The 22,090-nt window shown below is 65.3% G+C and carries 18 protein-coding genes and 1 pseudogene; 6 read left to right on the top strand and 13 right to left on the bottom strand.

Annotated features, from left to right (window positions below):
* Positions 1-74 precede the first annotated feature (74 nt).
* Positions 75-332, top strand: a complete 258-nt coding sequence (locus tag J2W78_RS04000; RefSeq protein WP_253368208.1) for a hypothetical protein — start codon at positions 75-77, stop codon at positions 330-332.
* Positions 333-461: 129 nt separating this feature from the next.
* On the opposite strand, the gene J2W78_RS03995 is transcribed toward J2W78_RS04000, so the two are convergent.
* Positions 462-695 carry a hypothetical protein gene (locus J2W78_RS03995; RefSeq protein ID WP_253368206.1) on the bottom strand — a complete coding sequence of 78 codons (234 nt, stop codon included), beginning with the start codon at positions 693-695 and terminating at the stop codon, positions 462-464.
* A gap of 11 nt (positions 696-706) precedes the next feature.
* Positions 707-835, bottom strand: coding sequence for a hypothetical protein (locus tag J2W78_RS24690; protein ID WP_301288517.1), 129 nt, complete (start codon positions 833-835; stop codon positions 707-709).
* A gap of 109 nt (positions 836-944) precedes the next feature.
* Here J2W78_RS24690 and J2W78_RS03990 point away from each other — a divergent pair, with 109 nt between their 5' ends.
* On the top strand, positions 945-1,757 hold the full coding sequence (locus J2W78_RS03990) for an IS5-like element ISMex40 family transposase (protein WP_253368204.1): 813 nt from the start codon (positions 945-947) through the stop codon (positions 1,755-1,757).
* A gap of 1,092 nt (positions 1,758-2,849) precedes the next feature.
* Here the strand turns inward: J2W78_RS03990 and J2W78_RS03985 are convergent.
* The 8 genes and pseudogenes from J2W78_RS03985 to J2W78_RS03950 all read right to left on the bottom strand — a co-directional run.
* A pseudogene (locus tag J2W78_RS03985) lies at positions 2,850-3,288 on the bottom strand (IS5 family transposase); the annotation flags it as partial.
* Between the two features lie 63 nt (positions 3,289-3,351).
* Entirely contained in the window at positions 3,352-4,164 is an 813-nt protein-coding gene (locus tag J2W78_RS03980; protein WP_253368201.1) for an FkbM family methyltransferase, read from the bottom strand.
* Positions 4,165-5,146: 982 nt separating this feature from the next.
* Positions 5,147-6,088 (bottom strand): class I SAM-dependent methyltransferase, encoded by a 942-nt coding sequence (locus J2W78_RS03975; protein ID WP_253368199.1) that lies wholly within the window; start codon positions 6,086-6,088, stop codon positions 5,147-5,149.
* 417 nt (positions 6,089-6,505) lie between these two features.
* Complete coding sequence (gene ggt, locus J2W78_RS03970) at positions 6,506-8,122, bottom strand: gamma-glutamyltransferase (RefSeq protein ID WP_253368197.1); 1,617 nt, start codon at positions 8,120-8,122, stop codon at positions 6,506-6,508.
* 173 nt (positions 8,123-8,295) lie between these two features.
* Positions 8,296-9,189, bottom strand: a complete 894-nt coding sequence (locus J2W78_RS03965; protein WP_253368195.1) for a polysaccharide deacetylase family protein — start codon at positions 9,187-9,189, stop codon at positions 8,296-8,298.
* Positions 9,190-9,228: 39 nt separating this feature from the next.
* Positions 9,229-11,700 (bottom strand): branched-chain amino acid ABC transporter ATP-binding protein/permease, encoded by a 2,472-nt coding sequence (locus J2W78_RS03960; RefSeq protein WP_253368193.1) that lies wholly within the window; start codon positions 11,698-11,700, stop codon positions 9,229-9,231.
* Between the two features lie 3 nt (positions 11,701-11,703).
* Complete coding sequence (locus J2W78_RS03955; protein ID WP_253368191.1) at positions 11,704-12,573, bottom strand: branched-chain amino acid ABC transporter permease; 870 nt, start codon at positions 12,571-12,573, stop codon at positions 11,704-11,706.
* A gap of 49 nt (positions 12,574-12,622) precedes the next feature.
* Positions 12,623-13,813 carry an ABC transporter substrate-binding protein gene (locus J2W78_RS03950; RefSeq protein ID WP_253368189.1) on the bottom strand — a complete coding sequence of 397 codons (1,191 nt, stop codon included), beginning with the start codon at positions 13,811-13,813 and terminating at the stop codon, positions 12,623-12,625.
* 226 nt (positions 13,814-14,039) lie between these two features.
* Here J2W78_RS03950 and J2W78_RS03945 point away from each other — a divergent pair, with 226 nt between their 5' ends.
* The gene (locus J2W78_RS03945; RefSeq protein ID WP_253368187.1) at positions 14,040-14,450 is read left to right on the top strand and encodes a nuclear transport factor 2 family protein; all 411 of its coding nucleotides are present in this window, start codon (positions 14,040-14,042) and stop codon (positions 14,448-14,450) included.
* 109 nt (positions 14,451-14,559) lie between these two features.
* On the opposite strand, the gene J2W78_RS03940 is transcribed toward J2W78_RS03945, so the two are convergent.
* Together J2W78_RS03940 and J2W78_RS03935 are read right to left on the bottom strand one after the other, a co-directional pair.
* Positions 14,560-15,261: a GntR family transcriptional regulator gene (locus J2W78_RS03940; RefSeq protein ID WP_253368185.1), complete on the bottom strand. Its 702-nt coding sequence runs from the start codon at positions 15,259-15,261 to the stop codon at positions 14,560-14,562.
* A gap of 525 nt (positions 15,262-15,786) precedes the next feature.
* Positions 15,787-16,242, bottom strand: a complete 456-nt coding sequence (locus J2W78_RS03935) for a hypothetical protein (RefSeq protein WP_253368183.1) — start codon at positions 16,240-16,242, stop codon at positions 15,787-15,789.
* A gap of 1,105 nt (positions 16,243-17,347) precedes the next feature.
* On the opposite strand from J2W78_RS03935, the gene J2W78_RS03930 reads away from it, so the two are divergent.
* Positions 17,348-17,692, top strand: a complete 345-nt coding sequence (locus J2W78_RS03930) for a hypothetical protein (RefSeq protein WP_253368181.1) — start codon at positions 17,348-17,350, stop codon at positions 17,690-17,692.
* 260 nt (positions 17,693-17,952) lie between these two features.
* On the opposite strand, the gene J2W78_RS03925 is transcribed toward J2W78_RS03930, so the two are convergent.
* Positions 17,953-19,257, bottom strand: coding sequence for an MFS transporter (locus J2W78_RS03925; protein WP_253373959.1), 1,305 nt, complete (start codon positions 19,255-19,257; stop codon positions 17,953-17,955).
* A 291-nt stretch (positions 19,258-19,548) separates the two neighbouring features.
* Here J2W78_RS03925 and J2W78_RS03920 point away from each other — a divergent pair, with 291 nt between their 5' ends.
* Both J2W78_RS03920 and J2W78_RS03915 read left to right on the top strand, forming a co-directional pair.
* Positions 19,549-20,052, top strand: coding sequence for a YciE/YciF ferroxidase family protein (locus J2W78_RS03920; RefSeq protein WP_253368179.1), 504 nt, complete (start codon positions 19,549-19,551; stop codon positions 20,050-20,052).
* 180 nt (positions 20,053-20,232) lie between these two features.
* Positions 20,233-21,726, top strand: a complete 1,494-nt coding sequence (locus J2W78_RS03915; protein ID WP_253368177.1) for a protein adenylyltransferase SelO — start codon at positions 20,233-20,235, stop codon at positions 21,724-21,726.
* Positions 21,727-22,090 lie beyond the last annotated feature (364 nt).

Here is a 22,090-nt window from a genome sequence, read left to right as displayed (position 1 = left end):
CTTCGCTCTGACCTCAAGCCGCTTGCTCGCGCCGCCGTGCTCTGCGCGTACCGAAGCAGCGCGGCCGTGGTCAGGTGATCGCTGAGCCCGCGAAGCAACGCATCGTTCAAGCCAGCCTCGGCGCGCTCGACGTTGCCGCCATGGCGCAGGCCCATGAACTTCACGTCGTCATCGATCCCGGCAGCCTCACGGATTTCCGCGACCTAATGCCGGAAGTAGTCCGGCTACCACGGCAGATGCACCTTACGGCGTCGGTCGAACTGGTGGCACGTGACGATCAGCGTTCCCTGCCCAAGGTCAAAGCGGTCTTCACCTTCGCGGCCGTCGCTTAAAACCTCGTGCGTCTGCCCAAGCTTCTGGCTGGAGGGGCTGCATGAGGAGCGACTCGTCACAGTAGGCGGCGGCGGTCTCGGCGCGCATTTCGAGCGGCCAAGATCCCGGCGGGTAGGACACCGCACGTCTCATGTTGCGGGTCCCGGATGGCGGCCTGCCTGCACTCGGAACGTCGGCAGCATGTCTTGCCGCCGGGCGAGCTCGAAGAAGGCGTCGCCGATGATGCCGAAGATGTTGCTAAAATCGGCGTGCTCGCTCTCGCTGGCCTCCCAAGTCAGCCCGCGGATGAAGTCTGGATCTTTCAGGCTGCTGACCCCAATGCTGGCGACCTTGCACAGGTGGCGCAGATCGTCGTCCGTCATAGTCGGGTGGCTCATTGCTGCCCCTCGGGCTTCGGCACGGCGTGCAGCCGCGAGCGCTCGACGGGCTCGGTCGGATCGACGGGAACGAAGCGCGCGTCGATCTCCTCCGAGGGGATCACTCGCACGCGGGCGGTCAGCATCTTGGATGACGAGTTCCTTAGAACCCGTCCGATAAGGGTTGAGTTTGGGGTTGAGTGGCCGGGATGGCGATGCTTCCAGAAGGGTGCTGAAGCCTGACCTGGAAGTGCCATGTGGACCCCGACTACCCGGCGGCAGCATAGCCGCTCGGGCCTGCGCTACGAAACCGACCTGACGGATGCCGAGTGGGCTGTGGTCGAGCCGCTGATGCCCAAGCCTGCACCGTGCGGGCGTCCGCCGGTCTGGACGATGCGGGAGATCCTGAACGCGATCTTCTACGTGCTGCGCGGCGGGATCGCGTGGCGGCTGATCCCCAAGGATCTGCCACCCCGCTCGACCACCTACGGCTACTTCAGCCGCTGGCGCGACGACGGCCTGTTCGGCCGGATCAACCACCACCTCGTCATGGCTGACCGTGAACGGGTCGGACGCGAGGCTTCGCCGTCGGCGGCGGTTCTGGATAGCCAGAGCATCAAGACCACCGAGAGCGGCGGGCCGCGCGGCTACGATGCCGGCAAGAAGGTGAAGGGCCGTAAGCGCCAAGCTCTGGTCGACACGGACGGGCGTGCCCTCGTCCTCGATCCGCAGCCCGCCGACGTACAGGATCGCGACGGAGCGGTGCCGGTGCTGCGTTTGTCGCGTCGCACCTTCCCGTTCATCACCAAGGCGTTCGCCGATGCTGGCTATGCCGGAGACCGACCCGCCACGGCCACGAGCATCACCGTCGCGATCGTGCGCAAGCCACCCGGGCAGGTCGGCTTCGCCGTTCACCCGCGCCGCTGGGTCGTCGAGCGCTTCTTCGCCTGGATCAGCCGCAATCGCCGCCTCTGGAAGGATCCGGAGGCCACCCTCGCCTCGGCCCAAGCCTTCCTCTACGCCGCCGCTGCCATGATCCTCGTCCGACGCCTCGGACGCGCTTCGTGACTTATCGGACGGACTCTTAGCTCCGGCTCAAACTGGAGAGGCCGTGTCGATTTCGGCATCGCGCGCCAAAACCTCGTGCGTGCGGTTCGTCTACCGCGGCGAGGCCAGTGTCTACGATCCGGCGACGGGCCATGTGAGCAATGCGGCAGTCGATAGGGCGAAGACAATCGCCGGGCTCGCGATGACGGGCGGCGCCGGCTGGGCCAGTCGCTCGTCGGCCGATAAACTTGCGACTTCAGGTGATGCCGAGATCGTCTCCCGGTTCGTTCCGGTGTACGATCCGATTCCTCGTCTGGTCCGTCCGTTCGAGGCCGATTATCCAGCAGCGAGATGGCCCGATGGACCGCCCGCAGATTCCTCGGGACGTCTCACCAGAGACATGGAAGGGCGCACCCTCCAAGCCAGCGCCGTTGTCGCCGGTCGCCGCGAAGCTGGCGGCGCAGAGCGGGCCGTTTCGGACGCGGAACTTGACGCAATCGCAACGGGACTCCTTAGCGAGGGCTATCAGGTTGTCCCGCAAGGGGCTCTCGGTCGGGACGTGGGACGATACATCCGCGAGACACGGCCGGACGGAACCGCCCGACGCGTCCGATCAGCGGAAGCCTTGATCCCGGTCAGCAAGCCGCCGTGCTTCGGCACGAGACCGGCCATGCCATCGACGACATCGCTGGCGAATTCGTCGGCGCCCGCCGCATCAACGCGATCCCCCAGGGTAGCGCGAAGCGCGAGCTGACCGCGCTCTACAACGAGAACAACGACCCCATCTTTCGGGGCGCCATGGCCAGCCGTGGCGACATACCGGAGCAGGTCGCGTCGGTTCTCGCCCAAGGCTCCGACCGGCGCAATTTCACTTCGAAAGCGGCAGGCTACACCGATGCCGAAGCCCCGCCCGAACTGATGGCCGAGGCGCTGAGCGCCTACATGGCGGATCCGAACGCGGTAATGACGGGCTACTTGAAAACGGCAGCCTGTATCCGTGAAGCGGTGAGCGAGCATCCAGATCTCGCGCCCCTTCGCCAGGCAGCCGTTCTGCGAACTGGTGATCCCCGGCGGTCTCTACCCCAACAGCATCTAGCCGAATTGGGTGGGCACCAGCCTCATGCCGAGCGGTGTGCCGCGGGCATCGGTGACAAGGTGGCACTTCGTCCCCGGCTTGCCCCGGCCCGTCGGGTTCGGGCCGGTGGCAGGCCCCCCTTTTTGGCCGGGACGGAGGCGCCATCCAAGCTTAACCGCCACCAATCAAGGTCATCGGTCGCGGGCAGGCGCTTCAACAGAACCTAACGCAACCGCGCCCACACACGCCGGCCGCCTGCCAGTTGCGAAGGCGGCCCCAGCAACTCATGCCGCAGCTGCAGCCCATCTCCGCCGGCAACGTCTCCCAGGGCAGCCCCGAGCGCAGCAAGAACAGGATGCCGGTGAGCACGGCGCGGTTCTCAATCGGAGGCCGTCTGCCCTTCAAGCGCGGAGGGGGCGGCGGCAGAATGAGGGCGACCTCGGTCCAGCGATCGTCGGGAAGCAGAGGTCGAGCCATACCCGACCAACGCCTCTCCGATCGCATCGTGCCGTTCTGTTGGGCGCTCTGAGCAGAGACGACTTAACCGCTTTTTCTGCCAGTGTGCATAATTCCGGATAGATAAGTTGTGATCGCTGTTCGAATAAGATGGTCGCTCATAGCCGACTCATGAATGTACAAAACATTAAACTGATTGAAATACTCGAAATCCCTCGCTACAGCTACGAAACCTAATCCTGTCAGCGCCTCATGGACATCGTCGTATAACCACTGCCCTGCCCAGTGACTGAACTCCTCGACCTCAATCAGCAAACTTTTCGTTTTACTTAGTGTTTCTTGTGCGCCATCGAACACTTTTTCAAAGGCGCCCTCGACATCAATCCACAGAGAGAAATCTGCATTTGCAAACTGAGATTTGTCAAAAAAACTGTCTAACCGGACCGACGGAATTTTCTTCGGCTCGTACTCGACCCCTGGATGGGTTCGCACGAGCAGAGAGTCGTTTCCGCGTAATGCTGGTGCGTCGTCCCCATCCCATTTGGACTGCACCATCATTTCTGTGAAGCCATTTAAGTCCGAGATGAGGGAATGCCTGTATTCAACTCCAGCCGCTTTGAAATCATGCAGTTTGGAGAAATGATTATAAATATTTGGATTTCCTTCGAATGCGAACGATTGCGAATTAGGAAACATAGATTTGATATTTCTTGAAAATAACGCCTCATAAGCACCAAATTCGACGAATATTTTTGGCCTCAAGCATGACTGAATATGATGAAATAGGTCAGACAGTGCGTCCGACGACCGCTTGCGTTCCTCGGGTTTAGTGAGATCGAACGCTATCGCCGATGCCGCGAGGCGAAGTTGGTCTTGGATGATATTATATTTCGACATGCAGCTTCTCATGTGAGTATTACGAGGCTTGTGCGTACTTATTGGGAGGCAACCTCGCACCACTTCGCCCTACGCTGCTGGGGTACAAGAGCCAGCACACTGGGGCAATCCTGAGGCGGTTGCTGCGCCTCGCCCGAGTGCATTGACGCAGACAGAGGATTCACGGGGGTGAGGTCGTGTACAGGTCTGGGCGGAGGGCCCGGACTGTCAGCGCGCTGCTCAATGACGTCGTCATGGCGCGGTTGACCGCCCATGTCACCGAGCGTTCGCGCCCGGTCAAGCATATCCTGCACGCTTGACCTGGTCGCTGGGCAGGCGCCGCTACCCATCGGCACGGTCGCTCAGGTGCTGGCCCTGACCTCTCGGAGCCGCCTGGTGACGTCGCTCACTGGAGCGGGCGTGCGTTGAGCCCTCAGTGATACCGCCCGCGCGCGTCAATGCATCAGACATCCTCGGGCAAACCGGTTGCCCTGACGTAGTCGCGCCAGATCCCACGGAAGTGCCGCGTGCCAAGGCCGTCCGATAATTCTCAGACGATGATGGACCTGATACGGCGCGTGTACACAACATCCGCGAGTACGGCCATCGCCGTTGGCATGGCCGACAGGTCGTGCTCGGCGTGCTGCGACGGCAGAACGGTACGGGCTCACCTGACAGCGGCAGGTGCCGTAAGTAGAGGGATCGGCGGCCGAGTAAAAGGCTTGGGAAGCGCTTGGCCGCTCTTGTGGGAGCTATGGCACCAAAGCTTGCGTCCTGACGGATGAGGGCACACTATTGGCTTCCGACTTGCGTCTGGACAGGTACGCGAACGCCCGACGCTATTCTCTCGGCGGGTCTCCGCCGAGTTGCGCCGGACGATCGCCCGCCGCCACCCGTCTATTCTATGCCCACCCGCCAACGGTCCCGGTACCATCGACTTGCCCCGCCCGGCACAGCCGCGGCGGGGCTTTTTCCTCGCGTCTCAGAGACTGAGTGAATACCGTTATTTGATTTTGAACCAGAAAGACCCACCATGTCGGTATTGGATGCGATCAGGAACGCAGATTTTTCGAGCCGCATTGTATGCGTTCGCGGCGATGATCTCGACACGCGCATTGTCATGGAGATAGGCTGCGAGCACTTGCTGCTCGGTGAGAACGCACCTCCAATTGATGATCCACTGTTCCGGATAATTGAAGGGCAGGAAGATGTCATGGACATGAACAATGACGCCACTTTTAAGTGCCGGCAAAATCATCATGAACTCAAGCTCAACATCTCCATAATTTTTTAAGACGTGACTTGAGTCAATAAACAATATATCTCCCTCATCGAGGGATTCGTATAAATCGATATCGGTTTCAGTGATGTCCTGGTCGAAAAAGCTAACCCCAATTTGATTTAGAACATCTTTCGTTGATGCCGCGGCGTATTTATCGACGCATACAATCGAAGGAGGCACGGCGTTCCGGCTTCCGGCATCGACCAGCACGCGCGTCGACATGCCTGAACCGAGTTCGATAATCTTCTTCGGCTGATAATGGCGGACCAGACAGTACAGTACGAATGCGTCGTATTCGGGGTACGACAAATTTATCGTCGGATTTTTGCAGAAGTGTCGTCCATCGTCGTCCGTTCTGGGGTCCCACTCGGGCTCGTATTTATTGATGATCTCTTTAAGATTTTCAATATTTTCATCGTATGGAATGCGAAGCCGTCCGTACAAATCGCGGGCGCGGGCCTTTTCACTGATCAGGTCGTAATCAGGCCAAGGCGATTCATACTCCCAATATTTTTTGCAGTCGGCGATCGCTTGCTCCCGCTGGTGGGACTTGCCCGTTTCGTCCGGGAGATATGGCCAGGGCATCGACGCCTCTCGTATCGTAAAAAAGATGCCGACTTCGTGCTCGTCAGCCTCTCTCTGCTCGGTCGGGTTACCACCCATCTGTTGCGAGATCCAGCACGGCGACCGGGCGTGTGGCGCGTGTTCGCCCGCCAAGCCCATACTCTGTCAACCTCAAGAGAGGGGGAGAACTTTACCTCGTTTACTTGCCGTTGCACGCGCTCGGGAGCATCCACCTTGGCCCACCGGCCGATTGCTCGTCGCTGGCTCCGGTCTCGTCTTTGTGCAGGAATGGGCGTCGTTCCCAGTCCTGGCGGCGATAAGGGGCGCCCACCGGTCGGCGAGACGACATCGAGGCAATTGACCTCCCGGTGGTCTCATACGAAATCCGGTTTTTCCCCACGGGACGAGGGGTTTGGGCTTCGGCGGGATCCCATCGCGCTGGCGCGATGGGCACCATCCTCAGTCGCCGCGCGGGCTTGCTGATCCTGTTCCCGCTTGGATCACGCGGAAAACGTATCAGAGACCGAGGGCCAAGCCGTCACTGCGCGGATCGTGAGCGCCGACGAAAAGGCCGTCATCGTCGATCCGGATCGCGCCCGGATGACCGGCCAGGGGGCTCTGAGCGGGGATGGGGCTGATCTCGTGCCCTCGCGCCTTCAGCTCTTCGAACACGGCCTGACCCGCATCGAGTTCGAGCTTGAGGCTGTCGCGGCTGTCCGAGAACGTCTTGCCCAGGAGGAAGCGAGGACGTGCGAGGGCGGTGAGCGGATCCATGTCGTAATCGATCAGGCGCGTCAGCACCGCCGAGAGGGTCTGTGGTTGCCCATCCGCGCCCTGGGTTCCGTACAACAGTTTGGGGCGGCCGTTCTTGAAGTACATGCCAGGATTGAGCGTGTGGAACGGACGCTTTCCGGGGCGCAGCACGTTGATGCTACGGGCGTCTACGCTGAAGGACGCACCGCGATTGTGCCAGAGGATGCCGGTATCGCCCGCGACGATGCCGCTTCCCCAATCGAAATAGATCGTCTGCAGAAGGCTGACACAGTTGCCGTCCCGGTCGGCGGCTCCGATGAAGACGGTATCACCGGTCTTGAAGACATGGGGCCAGGGCGCGGCCTTGCGCGGATCGATGCCCCGGGCCTGCCCATCGAGGTACGAGGCCGATAGCAATCGCTCGACGGGCACATCGACGAAATCAGGGTCTGCGATGAAGCGATTGCGGTCGATGAAGGCCGGCTTCACCGCCTCGACGAGGAGGTGGTAGTAGTCGGCGCTCCCCTCGGGAATGGAAGCCACGTCGAAGCGGTCGAGAACGCCCATGATCCCGAGGGTGGTGAGGCCTTGTGTCGGCGGGCGCAGGCTGACGAGCTCCCCGCCCCTGTACGGAACGCGTAACGCGCTCTCGTTGCGCGCGCGGCAGCGGGCGAGATCATCTGCGGTCAGGGGCGAGCCTGCCTGTTGCAGGCCACGCGCGATCCGGCGGGCCAGTTCGCCCTCGTAGAAGTCGCGGCCGCCATTTTCCGCGAGCGTCGTGAGGGTACGGGCGAGGTCGGGTTGCCGGACGATCTCTCCAGCATCCGGAATGCGGCCTTCGGCGGTGAACGCGCGCACGACATTGGGCCAGTTGCCGATCTCCTTGGCGCGGAAGTTCGACCAGAAACGTTGCGACGGCGTAAGGGGGAAGCCATCCGATGCGTAGGCGATGGCGCGCTGGAACAGCCCTTTCCAGGATTGCCGCCCGCCCCAGGCCCTCTGGCTGTAGGTGAAGGCTTGCTCCCAGGTATCGACCGCCGCCGCGGTTGTGATCGCCGAGCCGGGTCCGCGCAGCGGGATCGGTTGGCCGTCCTCCGGCAGCTTCGCCGCCGCCTGGCCGATGCCGGACAGGGTGAGGCTGGCGCCGCTGCGGTCGCTGACAATCATGAACGCGTCACCGCCCAGACCGCAGAAATGCGGATAGGTCACGCAGAGGGTGGCGTTGATGGCGATCGCCGCCTCAATGGCGTTGCCACCTGCCCGCAGCACCTCCCGCCCGGCTTCGCTGGCGAGTTCGTGCGGGCTCGTCACGATACCCTGGCGGGATTGGGCGAGGGAGCCGCGGGGGACGCTCGCTTCGGCAAAGTGAGGGCTCGGCATGATCGTCGCCCCCAGGGCAGCCGCAGAGGTCAGGAGGAGGGCGCGCCGAGAGGCGGTTGGCGCGGGATGGTGATTGCTTTCTCGATGATCCATGACCGCGTCTCCGGGGCTTCCATTCGGGCTGAGCGAGAGACCGTCGCTCGGAGATGCCGGAGGCCGGCCGCACGGTGCCGCTACTCCGGCAGTTCAGCGACGTGCGCCGCGATCGCCCCGGCCGTGGTGAGCCAGACCGTGTCGCGGTGCCCGGCGATCCGTTCGAGCGCCTGCCGCAGGGGGCGCAGCCGGTGTGGCTGGCCGACGATGTAGGGGTGGAGCGCGATGCCCATGACCAGCGGCACGCGGCGCGACTGGTCATGCATCTCCTCGAAGGCGTCGGTGATAGCCTCGGCGAAGGCGCGTCCCGTGTCCTTGCGGGCGACGATCGCCGGGATGTCGTTGAGTTCCTGCGGATAAGGCACCGAGAGGATGCGCCCGCCGTTCCGCGTCGCGAACCACGTCGGCTGGTCGTCGTGGCACCAATCGAGCAGATACCGGTAGCCCGCCTCCGCCAGCAGGTCCGGCGTGACCTGCGACTGCGAGATCCACGGCCCGAGCCAGCCGGCAGGCGCCTGTCCCTCCTCCTGCGTCAGCACCGCGGTCGCCTCGGCGATCAGCGCCCGCTCCTCGGCCTCGGAGAGGGTGCCCTGCCGCTCGGCATTGGTGCGGCCGTGCCCGACGATCTCGTCGCCGCGGGTGCGGAAGGCTTCGATCAGGCCTGGGCAGTCCCGGTAGATCCGGCTGTTGACGAGAATGCTCGCCGGCATCCGAAGGCCATCGAGCATGTCGCGGATGCGCCACGCGCCGACCCGGTTTCCCCAGTCGCGCCACGCGTAATTGAGAACATCCGGCTGCGGCCCACCCGGCGCCAGCTCGGCGCCGAGGCCGTCGCCGAAATCGAAGGCTTCGAGGTTGAGGGCGATGTAGACCGCAAGGCGCTTGCCCTCCGGCCAGTCGTAGACCGGGCGATCCGGCAGGGCGGAATAGGCGTATCGGCCATGGCTGGCAGGGGGTGGCGCCGATGTCGTCACGGGAAGGGTCTCGATCCTGTTGTCGTGGGACGCGCGATGTCACGCCGCCCCGAGATAGGCCGCCTCGAGGGCCGCGTCCGCCTTCAGCTCCGCCGCGGTGCCGGACGCGGCGACGCGCCCCTGCTCCAGGACGTAGCCCCGGTCCGCCACCGTCAGCGCCAGCGCGGCCATCTGATCGACGATGAGGATCGTCGTGCCCTGGTCTCGCAGTTCGGCCACGGTGGCGTAGAGGCTGTTGATGATCGCGGGGGCGAGCCCGAGGGAGGGCTCGTCGAGCAGAAGGATGCGCGGATGCGCCATCATCCCGCGGGCGATCGCCAGCATCTGCTGCTCCCCGCCCGAGAGCAGGCCGGCGCGGCTGCCGGCCCGCTCGCGCAGGCGCGGGAACCGGTCGAGCAGCGCCTCGACCTCCGCCGGATCGACCCGGCCGCTGCGGCTCCAGGCGCCGAGGCGGATGTTCTCGACGACGGTGAGTTCGGGAAAGACCTGGCGCCCTTCCGGCACCAAAGCGAGGCCGAGCCGCGCGATCCTGTGCGCCGGCAGCGCGGCAACGGGCGTGTCCGCCAGAACCACCGATCCCTCGACCGGGCGCAGCAGGCCCGCGAGCGCCCGCATCGCCGTCGACTTGCCGGCGCCGTTCGAACCGAGCAGAGCCACTGTCTCGCCCGGCCGCACCGCAAGCGCGAGACGATCGAGGACGGGCGCGGCGCCGTAGCCCGCGCTGAGGTCGTGGGCAGCGAGAACCGCGTCGGCCGGTCCGGTCCAGGGCGCTGAGCGCGGCCGGGCCGGGGTTTCGGCGGCGCCGAGATAGGCCCGCAACACGGCCGGGTCGCGGCGCACTTCGGCGGGGGTGCCGCGGGCGATCGGGCGGCCCGCATCCATGACGAGGATGCGGTCGGACACGCCCATTACCAGGGGCATGTCGTGTTCGACGAGGATCACCGCGATGCCGCAGGCCGCGATCCGGCGCAGTAACAGGCCGAGGCGGTCGGTCTCGGCGCGGGCGAGACCGGCGGCCGGCTCGTCGAGGAGCAGCACGAGCGGGGCTCCGGCCAGCGCGCGGGCGATCTCTACCAGCCGCCGATCGACGTGCGGCAGCTCGGAGGCCGGCCGGTCGAGGGCGCCGCCATAGCCGACGAAGGCGAGCAGGGCCGCCGCCTCTTGCCGGTCCCGCGGCTGCGCCCGGCGCAGCAGACGCCCGGGCGCGCGAGCGAGGATGACGTTCTCGACGACGCTGAGGGAGCCGAACAGCCGGGTCGTCTGGTAGGTGCGGGCGATGCCGGCGCGGGCGATCGCGTGGGCCGGCCTCCCAGCGAGTTCGCGCTCCCCCAGACGAATCGAGCCGGTGCTCGGGCGGTAGAAGCCCGAGATCATGTTGAGGACGGTGGTCTTGCCGGCCCCGTTCGGTCCGATCACGCTGGTGATCGCTCCGGGCCGCGCCTCGAAGGCGACGCCGTCCGCCGCGCGGATGCCGCCGAAGGCGATGCCGAGCTCGTCGATCGCGAGCGGCGCGCCTTCGGTCCGGCGCAGGAAGTCCGGTGCGTCGCCGTGCGCTTCCGGCCGCGCAGCACCGCCCCGCGGCAGCAGCCGGGCGAGGCTGCCGACGAGCCCCGCCGGTACGAGCCAGAGCACGACGAGGGTGGTGAGGCCGAAGAACAGCAGCCGGTACTCGGCGAGTCCCGCCAGTGCCTCGGGCAGCAGCACCGTCACCAACGCGCCGAACAGCGGCCCGAGCACGGTACCGGCCCCGCCGACCACCACAGCCAGGACGAACAGGATCGACTGCGTGAACGGGAACGAACTCGGTGCGATGAACAGCATCAGGGGCGGCAGCACCGCGCCCGCAAGCCCGGTCAGGGCCGCCGAGATCGCGAAGGCGGCGGTCTTCACCCGGACCGGATCGAAGCCGAGCGAGGCGGCGGCGACATCCGCGTCGCGCACCGCCCGCAAAGCCTGGCCGAGGCGGGCATGGCGGAGCCGGTGGAAACCGTAGAGGCTGAGGCCCGCTGCCGTCACCGCGAGCCACGCGAGGTCGCGCTCGCCGAGGGGGAGCCCGAACAGGCTCGGGCCGGTCGCGACCACGAGGCCGTTCTGCCCGCCGGTGAGTTCGCCGCCCTCGATCAGCGCGTGCTCGACGAGGAAGCCGAAGGCGATCGTCACCATGGCGAGGTAGGGCCCGCGCACCCGCATCGCGGGCACGGCGAGCGCCGCGCCGACGAGGGCCGAGAGGCCGGAAGCGGCGGGAAGCGCCAGCCAGAAGCTCATGCCCTTCAGCGTCAGGATCGCGCTCGTATACGCGCCGATCGCGTAGAATCCGGCATGGCCGAAGGAGATCAACCCGCCGAGCCCGAGCAGGACATTGAGGCCGGTGCCGGCCACCACCGTCAGCGCGACGAGGGCGATGACGAAGTGGCTGTAGCCGCTCGTCGCTGCGACGAGGCCGAGGCCGGAAAGCGTCAGGGCCAGGATGACGAGTGGCATCGCGGCCGGCGCCCGGAGAAGCGAGCGCATGGGTCAGACCTTGTTGACGGTGGCGCGGCCGAGGAGGCCGTTCGGACGGAGCGCCAGCGCGAGGATGATGACCGAGAAGACGACGATTTGGGTGGCCCCGGAGCCGAGGGTGGCCGTGACGCCAGCCTCGACGAGGCCGTAGAGGAGGCCCGCCAGCACCACACCGGTGGCCGAGCCGATCCCGCCGAGGATCGCCACGGCGAAGGCCTTGATCCCGAAAAGCGCGCCCATCTCGGCCGAGACGGAGAAGAGCGGGGCGATCAGCAGCCCCGCCGCGCCCGCGAGCACCGCTGAGAGCGCGAAGGCACAGGCCACGGTGCGGGCGACGTCGATTCCCATCAGCCGCGCGGCTTCCGCATTCTGCGCCACGGCCAGCAGCACGCGACCGAGCTCGGTCCCGCGGAACACGGCACGGATCGCCACCGCCGCCGCGATCCCGACCACGGGGATCAGGAGCTGGAGCGGGTAGATGCCCGCGCCCAGAACCTGCACGGGCGCCGCGACCAGGGCGGAGGGCAGGCTGCGCGGCTCCTTGCCAAAGGTGAACAAGAGAACGTTGTCGAGGATGATGCCGCCGGCCACTGTCGCCAGGAGCCACGCATCGGAGCCGCGGGTCACGAAGGGGCGAACCAGCAGGCGCTCGACGACGAGGCCGAGGAACGCGCAGCCGGCCAGAGCTGCCGCAACCGCCAGCGGCATCGGCCAGCCGAGCTGAACCCCGAAGGTGTAACCCAGCACCGCCCCGAGGGTGACGGCGCTGCCCTGCGCAAAATTCACGGTGCCGGAGACCGCGAAGGTGATGTGGAAGCCGAGCGCTACCAGCCCGTACATGCTGCCGAGGCCGAGCCCGGTGACGAGGGTGCCGGTCAGCATGGATGCCTTCCTGTGCGTGGGCTTCTAAAGCCGCTCGCTCCGACACCGCTCACTTGGACACCGCGACGATCTCGCCGTTGCGGAAGTTCGCGAAGATGTAGTCGTCCGGCTTCAAGGCGTCGTGCCGGTCCGGGGCGAAGGGCGCTTCGTAGGTCTTGATCAGGCCGGCATAGGCCGGGACCTTGTAGAACCCGTCGCGGACCTTCGGCCCCTCGGTGGCACCCGCCGCCCGGATCGCGAGCGCGATCAGGTGCGTGGCGTCGTAGGCGTTGGCGATGCCGACGGCGGGTGTGACATCGGCCATGGACTTGATCGCTGGGTACTTCGCCTTCAGGGCATCGAGCACGGCCTTCGCCTTCGGGCTGTCGTTGCCGGCGAAGGTGAAGGTCTGGATGAAGTGGACCCGCGCTGCACCCGGCCCGGCGAGTTCATCGAAGCGCCCGCCCGCCGGCCCCCAGTGCGAAATCACCGGCACGGTCCAGCCCATCCGGTCGAGGGACTTCACCACCTGGGCCGAGGGGCCGACATTGCCGACGAGGAACAGCGCGTCGGCCCCAGCCTCGCGCAGCCGGGAGAGCTGTGGGACCATGTCGATATCGTTGGCCTCGTACTTCTCGATGCCGGCGCTGGGGAGACCCGCGGCCTTCAGCGCCGCGACGATCCCCTGCTGGTTCGACTCGCCCCAGGCGTTGTTGACAAGGATCGCGCCGGGTTTCTTGGCGCCGTAAGTCTTCACCGCGTAGGTGACGAGGGCTTCGTCCACCAGCGCATCGACCGCCGAGACCCGGAACACGTAGTTGTCGGCCGCGCCGTTGCGGGTGATGCCGGTGCCGGCCGCCCAGGGCCCGACGAAGGGCACCTTCATCTGGTTGGCGATGGGCACGATCGCCATCGAGACCGGTGTGTCGAGGCCGCCGATCAGCGCCACGACTCCGGCCCGCTGGATCAGCTCGCGGGCGGCGAGGACGCCCTTCGACGGATTGGCCTCGTCGTCGCGGGCGACCAGTTCGAGCGGCCGACCGAGGACGCCGCCGTTGCGGTTGATCTCTTCGATCGCCAGTCCGATCCCGCGGGAGATCGCCTCGCCCGACTTTGCCGACTGGCCGCTGAGCGCAGTGACGAGCCCGATCCGGATCGGCTCTGCGGCCCGGACCGGCGTAAGACTCGCGAACCCCGCCAGCAGGGTGCCGACGGCGACGCGCCGCGTGAGTGAACGGACGGCGTTGAAGCGAAGAAGCATGGCGATCCGGTCCCGTATTTGGTCGACTGACGACCGCAACTGCCGTGCCAGCCGACGGCTGCCTGTTTTCTCCTAGGTTTTTCGATTCACGCTCATGCCGACCATAAAGTGTGCACAAGGCCCCAGCAAAGTGCATACACTTTCCGCATGCATGCATGGATCGGCTCCTTCATGCTCAGTCCGCGATTCCGGTCAGGATAGGGCCGAATACTACGGAGATTCCGATATGGACGCGAAGGAAGCAGGGGCCGCGCGCGATGCGGCGGCGGTAACGGCCTATCTCGAAGCCTCGATGGTGCCCGACCCGGAAACCGCGGCGCACTACATGGCGCCCGGCATCGCCATCGTCTTCACCGGCGGCCGGGTGTTCCGGCATCCACGCGAGGTGACGGCCTTCAACGCCGGCCGCTACGCCTGGGTCAAGAAGCGGATGGAACGGCTCGACGTGGTGCCGGGCGCGAACGTCACCACCGTCTACAGCCTCGGCACGCTCTACGGCGCATGGCCGGACGGCACTGTGTTCGAGGGCAACCGCTACGTCGACCGGTTCACCGTGCGGGACGGGCTAATCGTCTCCATGGAGGTGTGGAACGACAGCGCCGAGCGGCTCCTCGAACGGCAGGGCAACTCGGCCTGATCCGTCCGATAAAATCCGAATGTTCGCTTCGCGACGCGGATTAATGCTTCGCTCAAGGCCCACGCGGGCTTGGTGATCCGGTATCCGTCACCATCACGCCGACACCGGATTACCCCTCGACGTAGGGTGCGAGCAGGCGGATGAGGTCGTGCTCGCGCCTGGGCTCCTCAAGGATGCGTGCTCGCTCGGCCACCGCATCGAGATGGTGATCCATCAGGGCGACCGCGCGTCCGGCATCACCGGAAACGAGGGCCGCCACGATCTCCCGGTGTTCGCTCACCGCGCAGTCCGACGAGTGCGGCCGGCTGTAGAGCGACAGGATCAGCGCGCAGCGATAGCCCAATTCGGCGACGTAGCGGCGCAGAACCGGACTTCCGGTCATCTCGGCGAGCAGCAGATGAAACTCGGTGGCGAGCCGGATCGAGGCCGCCTCTGGCCCACCGCTCGCCTGCTCCTCACCCCCGATATGTGCATTGAGCACGGCCTGCTGCTCGGCGCTCAGATGGCCGGCGAGCCGCTGGACCACGAGGCGCTCGAGGCCGATGCGCACGTCGAAGGTGTCGCGCGCCTCCTCCCAACTCGGGCTCGCGACCACGGCGATGCGGTTCCGGCGCAATTCGACCAAGCCCTCGCTTGCGAGTTGGCCGAGCGCCTGTCGCGCGATGGTCCGGCTGACGCTGAACCGCTCGCCGAGCGCGTCCTCCGGCAACCGGTCCCCCGGGGTCAGAGCCCGCTCCACGATCGCCCGCCGCAGGGATCGGCAGATCGTTCCGACACGGTCGGTCGGGGCGTTCGTCTCACCCTGTCTCATCGCGGACGTGCATCAACCTTTTGAGAGAATGCTAACGGTGTCGACCGCCACGGCGGACCGTTCGACAGCGCGTGTTCCTTCGAGCCGCCTGAAAGCCGGTTCGCGGGAGATGCACAAATGACGCCGAAGCACCTCGGTCTCGTTTGCCCCGGTCATCGAACTGGCGCAACGCGCGGGTGACGTGACCCCGTGGGGTCGGCCTCGGCAGATCGGTTACGTCGTAGAGTTCAACGCGAAGGCCACTCCCACCGGGCACCATCCACCCTGACCGCGGGTACGAAGAGGCGCTTCTTCACCGTGTTCCACCTTGTCTGAACCAGCGAATGCCCCTGGGTGCGGCGGTTCTATTTCAATTTTCGAAGATCGATCTTCAATTGAGCGGAATTTGACAAAAATTCAAGATTGATTAATTCGATAGTTAGCGTATTGCTCGCAATAAATTTGCATATTTATTGAGGGTGATGGTGATGCGGTATGATACAAGAGAGACATATCGCATCAGGAGCAGTCGCGATTACAGCAACGCTATGCTTTACCATTGCCCGTGTAGGGATGGGCCGGACAGTCATGGGGGCTGTCGGGGCGCGTCGGAAACGGCTCCTGTCGGTGCCTTTCTCTAGTTGCGATCGCTTGGGCGCGATGCAGCTCGGCCGTCCTTTCATCGATGGCGTCACGGCAGGACGGGAGGCCATGCGTGTCAACCGTCGTGCCGAGCATCAAGTGGTCCTGGTCAATGGACATCCGCCATCCGCGGTCTGATCCGTCCCGTGCGGTCATTGCCGCCGCGCACCGGTCGAGGAAATCGAGGCGCATACCATCGTCCGTGGCGGCCGCTTCGAGCGCTGCACAGATCAGCTCGGTCTCTTCGCGCGTGAGCCAGACCGTCGATGTTCCGAAGCCCTGGCGCTCAGCCTCGGCCATCTCTTTCGAAAGGCGGTCTGCCAGCACCTCGCGCGGTGATCCGGAAACAGAAGCGGTCATGGGCAACCTTCCATGCATCCGTTTCGCCTTTTCTCCCCCCGGCAGACAAGATCTGCATCCTGGCCCTGTCACGAACCGATCCAGGCGCGGACCGTGCCCACACGTGCCTGTCCGTCAACGCGCGGGGCTCACCCAGGATGGCAGATTTCGGAGGATCCGCTCGCTTCCCGTTGTTGCATCATCTTTCCGCGAAGGCGCCGTCGCTTCGCGGCCTCGTCTCACATCTGCGTCGCGACCTCCGCCTGCTCATAGGGCTATGAACGATTCCACCCCGTTCTTCGAGTGTGGGCCCCTCAAGCCCTTCGGTGAAGTGCTTGCGGTCCTATGCCGGCCAGTCGTCGCCTTCAGGGTAGACCGAAAGTCTCGACGGTCGTCGACGGATCGCTGCTTGAAGACAATCTCGAACGGATCGATCCGGCCGGCAGAGCTCGGCAGGATAGGCTCGCCGCTCGAAGGCTTACCGTCCTGGGGTGATCGCCATCGATGGGGCCGGCAATCCGAGTATCCAGAGCGCTCGAAGCAGCACGCCCGTCCCGTCGGATGCGGAGATCCTCTTGATGCGACCGTCAATACGAGGCCGCGTCAAAACACACGACTATCCGCCCGCGATCGTCTTTACGCGTTTGGACACAGATGCAGCGTGAGAATGGTGGGCCGACAACGATGAAGGTGTCGACCCACCAGCCGCTGGCCTGACATGATCAGCGCAGCGACGGAGATTCAGGTCATGCCGTCACCTATTGTCAAGCTGTGTCGGCATGCGCTGTCTGTTTCGTGATTTCAGGCCGATTGCTTTTATCGGACGACGCCACGGTCATGTTGGCGTCCGACGCGAAGACCTTCGCTCTGTGGCGACGCTCCTCACGGGCGACGAATGCCTCTCTTGGAAGAGCGCCCCCTCTCATTCCCATGGGAGGAAGGCATCCGAGCGTCGTCTGCTCCAACCTTGCGACGGGCCTCCGAATTGAGCGGACCTATGCACGCCCCCTGCGCTCGCTCGAAAGTCGACCCGTCAAATGCGATGGATCGCGTACACGCCCTCGCAACGGCGGCATTCTAAAACGCAGGCATGGGTTCACCTGCCTCCGAGCTCCGATTCCTGGGCGTGGCCGCCGCTCTCGGCGGCTTGCTGGTCATGATGTTTGCTGGTGAGCCAGCAAGCGCTTCGGTGGGCTGGGGCCTCGTCGGTCTCGTTTTCTTCGCAGCGACCCGGCTCGTCCCGCACCGTAAGCCGGTGCCGGTGATTGCCCCGAATGCGGTGACAGGGGAACCAGTGGACTCGCCGGACTCGACGCAAGAGAGCGAAGCCGGCTTTCCCGCTCCCGCGGTCCCGGCCGATCTCCATGCCGTGCTCCAGCGCAAGGTGCGCCTGACACGCCCGCCAAACCAAACGCTCGCCGCCTCGGTTCTGCCCCGTTCACGGATTGTGCGGTCGCCGTCGGCACTCTGACGGAGTGGGCCGGATCGGCACTATCACCATGCGATAAGGTGTGATCTCGCCGCTTGCCAGGATGAGGCGAGGCCGCGTGTGGACGACCTTTCGCGTGAGATGGAGTTCTCGACCCTGTTCGCGCCAGCGTGCACGCGCCTCCGTCAGGACGTGATTCAGCTTTTCCTACGGGGAGAGGTGTCAGCGTCTCTCTTTTCCACCCGGCGGCCTGCCACAGCCTCAGCCACGTCATTCTCCCGCCGGTCCAAGGGCACAGCGCATCATTGCCGATTTGGCGCCGGTCCGACATCCGCGCTTGCGCCCGGATCCCGCGCGATGTCCCGGCCAAGGCGGAGAACCGAGAGCCCTGCCAGAACGAGCACGGCAGCAACCGCCGCCAACGCGTCGTCGAAGCGGCCGGTCGCATCTCGGATCCAGCCCATGAGGGCAGGTCCCGCAAACCCGCCGAGGCTTCCCAGCGCGTTGATCAGAGCGATGCCGCCTGCGGCGGCGCTGCCCGTGAGAAGGCGGGTGGGCAATGTCCAGAAGGTCGGCAAAGCTGCGAAAACGCCGAGCGCTGCCGCACTGAGCGCGGTGATGGTCAGGAGCGGTGTGTTGGCTCGGCTCGCTGCGAAGAGGGCGAGGCCGGCGGCCACGGTCGGGATCGCAACATGTCGGGTGCGTTCACCGGTGCGGTCGGAATGGCGCGTCCAGACCAGCATGCCCGCAGCGGAGACGATGTAGGGCACAGCGGTGACGAACCCCGTTGCCGTCGTCGTGAAGCCGAAGCCGCTCACGATCTGCGGCAACCATAGGCCGACCGCGTAGAGTCCGGTACTGAGTCCGAAATAGACCAGCCCGAGGCCGAGCACCCGCGGGTCGAGCAGGGCCGCACTCAGATGCGCGGTCCGGTTCGGGCCGAGCCGGCGATCCTCCGCCATCCGTGCGACCAGGCTCGCCCGTTCCTCTGCATTCAGCCAGGAGGCGCGTTCGGGCCGGTCGGTCAGCACGAACAGGGTCGCGATGCCCAGAAGCAGACTGGGGGCGGCCTCCAACAGGTAGAGCCACTGCCAGCCCGCGAGCCCGAGCCAGCCTTGCGTGAAGCTCATGACGAGACCCGATAGCGGCGCACCGATCGCCGCCGAAAGCGGCACCGCCATCATGAAGGTCCCGACGATCCCGGCGCGCTGTCGGGCAGGAAACCAGTAGGTGAGATAGAGGATGATACCCGGGAAGAAGCCGGCTTCGGCCAGCCCGAGCCCGACGCGCACGAGGTAGAACGACCACTCGCCGACGACGAGCGCGGTCGAGGCCGAAACCAGCGACCACGTCACCATGATCCGCGCGATCCAGAGCCGCGCCCCGACCCGCTCGAGGATCAGATTGCTCGGCACCTCGAAGGCGACGTAGCCGAGGAAGAACAGACCCGCCCCAAACCCGTAGGCCGTCGCGGACAGGCCGAGATCGCGGTTCATGGTGAGCGCGGCGAAGCCGACATTCACTCGGTCGAGATAGGCGAAGAAATAGCACAGCATCAGGAAGGGCAAGAGGCGCCGCGCCACCTTGCTCGTGAGCGCATCCGCCAATTCCGTGACCCCCGTCCGATCGCTCGGCCGCACGCCGCGCGCGGATCTCGTAACGGACTTGCCGGGGGGCGGATAGAAGCGGCTTCCAGACCCGCTACGGCGGCGACCGTCGATCGCCGCAGGGGCGAGGCCGGGACGGGAAAAGAAAACGATGTTGCCCCAAACGTGAAGCGAAGCCGTTGGTGAGGTTTGACCCTATGGCCGCGTGGCGGAACCGCTGCGGCGCAGCCGGGCTTCCCTTGTGACGGGGTCTGCTCAGGCAGAATCCCCAAACCGTTACAGGAGGACGCCATGGGTCTGTTCACGAAAGACATCAAATCGCTGGACGATCTCTTCGTGCACACGTTGCAGGATGTCTATTACGCCGAGAACCAGATCACCAAAGCTTTGCCGACGATGATCGGGAAGGCGACGAACGCGCAGCTTCGCCAGGGTTTCGAGACGCATCTGAACGAGACGGAAGGGCAGATCAAACGCCTCGAACAGGTGTTCGAGATGCACGGCCACAAGCCGAAGGCGGTCAACTGTCCCGCTATCGACGGGATCATCAAGGAAGCCAACGAAACCGCCGGCGAGGTCGCCGACAAGGAGGTGCTGGACGCCGCCCTGCTCGCGGCGGCGCAGGCGGTCGAGCATTACGAGATCGCCCGCTACGGCACCCTCGTCGCCTGGGCCAAGCGGCTTGGCCGCGACGATTGCGCGGCCCTGCTCCAGCAGACGCTCGACGAGGAGAAGGCGACCGATCAGAAGCTCACAGCTCTGGCCGACAGCCGGGTGAACCAGAGGGCCGCCTGACCACCGACGAAAGGCAGCGCCACGATCCCGTGACCGGTCGGCTCTGATCGGCAACCAAGCCGTCTCGTCGTGCCGGACGCAGCAACCCTCGCGACTTCCAGCGCGAGGGCGCTTGCGCCCGGCCGCTCCCTTTGCTCTGTCCGTGTCTCGCACCGAGCCGCTTTCGCACCGGTACTGCCGATGACCGCCCTTTTCCCCTTCGACAACAGCTACGCACGCTTGCCCGACCGCTTCTTCGGCCGGGTTGCGCCGACCGCGGTCGAGGCGCCCCGGCTGGTACGGCTGAACCGGGCGCTTGCCCTGGAACTCGGCCTCGATCCTGACCGTCTCGAAAGCCCGGAGGGCGTCGAGGTCCTGGCCGGACGGCAAGTTCCGGAGGGCGCGGAGCCGCTGGCGGCGGCCTATGCCGGGCATCAGTTCGGGCAATTCGTACCGCAGCTCGGCGATGGGCGTGCGATCCTGCTGGGCGAGGTCGTCGGCCGAAGCGGGCGCCGCGACATCCAACTGAAGGGATCCGGCCCGACCCCCTTTTCCCGCCGGGGCGACGGACGCGCCGCCCTCGGGCCGGTACTGCGCGAGTATCTCGTCAGCGAGGCGATGCACGCCCTCGGCATTCCGACCACCCGCGCGCTCGCGGCCGTGAGCACCGGCGAGCGGGTGATCCGTGAGACGGTGCTGCCGGGCGCGGTGCTGACGCGGGTCGCGTCGAGCCATATCCGGGTCGGGTCGTTCCAGTTTTTCGCCGCCCGCGGGGACGTCGAAGGTCTGCGTGCGCTCGCCGACCACGTGATTGCGCGCCACGATCCCGAGGCGGCGCAGTCCGACAATCCCTACCGCGCCCTGCTCGATGGCGTGATCCGCCGTCAGGCCGAGCTGATCGCGCGTTGGCTCGCTGTCGGCTTCATTCACGGCGTGATGAACACCGACAACATGTCGGTTGCCGGTGAGACTATCGATTATGGTCCCTGCGCTTTTCTCGACACCTACGACCCGGCAACCGCCTTCAGCTCCATCGATCGCCACGGGCGCTACGCCTACGGCAACCAACCGCGCATCGCCCTTTGGAATCTCACCCGGCTTGCGGAGGCGCTTCTGCCTCTTCTGTCGGAGGATGAGACGCGGGCCGTTGCCGAGGCCGAAGCCGCGCTGACCGGCTTCGCAGGTCAGTTCGAGGCTGCCTATCACGGCGGATTGAACCGAAAGCTCGGCCTCGCCACGATGCGCGACGGCGATCCCGCACTTGCGGGCGATCTGCTGAAAGCCATGGCCGAGAACGAGGCCGATTTCACCCTCACCTTCCGGCGCCTCGGCGAAGCCGCGCCGGGACCTGATGGCGAACCGGATCCGGCAGCTGTCGAATCGGTTCGGAGCCTCTTCATCGATCCGACCGCCTACGATCGTTGGGCCGAAGGTTGGCGCAGGCGGCTCAAGGACGAAGCTGGCGATCCCGCTGCTCGGCGTCAGATGATGATGGCGGTCAATCCAGCTTTCATTCTACGCAACCACCGTGTCGAGGAGATGATCGAGGCCGCGGTCGAACGGCAAGATTTCGCACCGTTCGAGACGCTGTTGATGGTTCTGACGCGTCCCTACAACGATCAGCCGGATTTCGCGCAATATGCCGAGCCTCCGGAAGGTGGCGGACTTGGATATCGCACCTTCTGTGGAACATGATGACGAGTAATTTCATCGAATTAACGCGTAAATAATAATATAAATAGTATGCTTATGATGAATTCTATGGCTATCATCCATTAATTTTCATCGAAAAGAATGTTCATGCAGGTATACATCTCAAGATCCTGCCTCGATCTACTATGTCGTGCGCTGAAGCCGAGGGCGCCATCATGTTGCAAACCGTCCGCTCACCCCACTGTTGTTCGACTGCAACCCGCTGCCTGGGTTGCCCTGCTCCGCCGCCTGTCCGTACGGGTCTCCACCCTTGTGGTCGGCAGCAACCGGCTGCTTGAGACTTGCGCCGTGATGCATGCCCGCGCCGCCGATGCAGCGGCTTTGGGCGAGCGGGGCGCCGCGACGC

The sequence above is a fragment of the Methylorubrum extorquens genome (assembly GCF_024169925.1).
Taxonomy (GTDB): Bacteria; Pseudomonadota; Alphaproteobacteria; order Rhizobiales; family Beijerinckiaceae; genus Methylobacterium; species Methylobacterium extorquens_A.
The sequence above is the reverse complement of the archived record's forward strand: the minus strand, read 5'-3'. Positions and strand labels throughout refer to the sequence as shown.

Excerpts from the sequence above, each read along its gene's own strand:
- J2W78_RS03935 (WP_253368183.1), bottom strand. The coding sequence starts at position 16,242 with ATGACCGCTTCTGTTTCCGGATCACCGCGCGAGGTGCTGGCAGACCGC.
- J2W78_RS24690 (WP_301288517.1), bottom strand. The coding sequence starts at position 835 with ATGCTGACCGCCCGCGTGCGAGTGATCCCCTCGGAGGAGATCGACGCG.
- J2W78_RS03980 (WP_253368201.1), bottom strand. The coding sequence starts at position 4,164 with ATGTCGAAATATAATATCATCCAAGACCAACTTCGCCTCGCGGCATCG.
- J2W78_RS03990 (WP_253368204.1), top strand. The coding sequence starts at position 945 with ATGTGGACCCCGACTACCCGGCGGCAGCATAGCCGCTCGGGCCTGCGC.
- J2W78_RS03915 (WP_253368177.1), top strand. The coding sequence starts at position 20,233 with ATGACCGCCCTTTTCCCCTTCGACAACAGCTACGCACGCTTGCCCGAC.
- J2W78_RS03960 (WP_253368193.1), bottom strand. The coding sequence starts at position 11,700 with ATGCGCTCGCTTCTCCGGGCGCCGGCCGCGATGCCACTCGTCATCCTG.
- J2W78_RS03975 (WP_253368199.1), bottom strand. The coding sequence starts at position 6,088 with ATGGGTGGTAACCCGACCGAGCAGAGAGAGGCTGACGAGCACGAAGTC.
- J2W78_RS03940 (WP_253368185.1), bottom strand. The coding sequence starts at position 15,261 with ATGAGACAGGGTGAGACGAACGCCCCGACCGACCGTGTCGGAACGATC.
- ggt (WP_253368197.1), bottom strand. The coding sequence starts at position 8,122 with ATGCCGAGCCCTCACTTTGCCGAAGCGAGCGTCCCCCGCGGCTCCCTC.
- J2W78_RS03955 (WP_253368191.1), bottom strand. The coding sequence starts at position 12,573 with ATGCTGACCGGCACCCTCGTCACCGGGCTCGGCCTCGGCAGCATGTAC.
- J2W78_RS03945 (WP_253368187.1), top strand. The coding sequence starts at position 14,040 with ATGGACGCGAAGGAAGCAGGGGCCGCGCGCGATGCGGCGGCGGTAACG.
- J2W78_RS03920 (WP_253368179.1), top strand. The coding sequence starts at position 19,549 with ATGGGTCTGTTCACGAAAGACATCAAATCGCTGGACGATCTCTTCGTG.
- J2W78_RS03995 (WP_253368206.1), bottom strand. The coding sequence starts at position 695 with ATGACGGACGACGATCTGCGCCACCTGTGCAAGGTCGCCAGCATTGGG.
- J2W78_RS03950 (WP_253368189.1), bottom strand. The coding sequence starts at position 13,813 with ATGCTTCTTCGCTTCAACGCCGTCCGTTCACTCACGCGGCGCGTCGCC.